This is a genomic window from Shewanella sp. AS16, assembly GCF_021412365.1.
GTDB classification, from domain to species: Bacteria; Pseudomonadota; Gammaproteobacteria; order Enterobacterales; family Shewanellaceae; genus Shewanella; species Shewanella salipaludis.
The window spans coordinates 1-287 of record NZ_JAKCLK010000322.1; the positions used below are offsets into that span (position 1 = coordinate 1).

Sequence of the window (287 nt, forward strand, 5' to 3'; positions counted from 1 at the left end):
TCAAACGAGACATCGCGTATCGACGGCTGGCGCAGCGACGTCAGGTTACGCACTTCCAGAATCACTTCGCCCGGCTTGTTTTCTTTGTCAGGGAAACGCTGGTTAAGAGAACGCCCAACCATCATGGCGATGATCTTGTCCATCGTCAGTCCTGCCAGCGGTTCGGTAGCGATCCACTGACCGTCGCGCAATACGGTAACTTCATCACATAACTGGAAGATTTCTTCCATTTTATGCGAGATATAAACAATACCGCAGCCGCGCTCTTTTAATTTACGAATAATAGT

General features: G+C 49.1%; 1 pseudogene. It reads right to left on the minus strand.

What is annotated here, in order from left to right:
• Positions 1-287: pseudogene (locus LZP73_RS20470) on the minus strand (sugar ABC transporter ATP-binding protein); the annotation flags it as partial.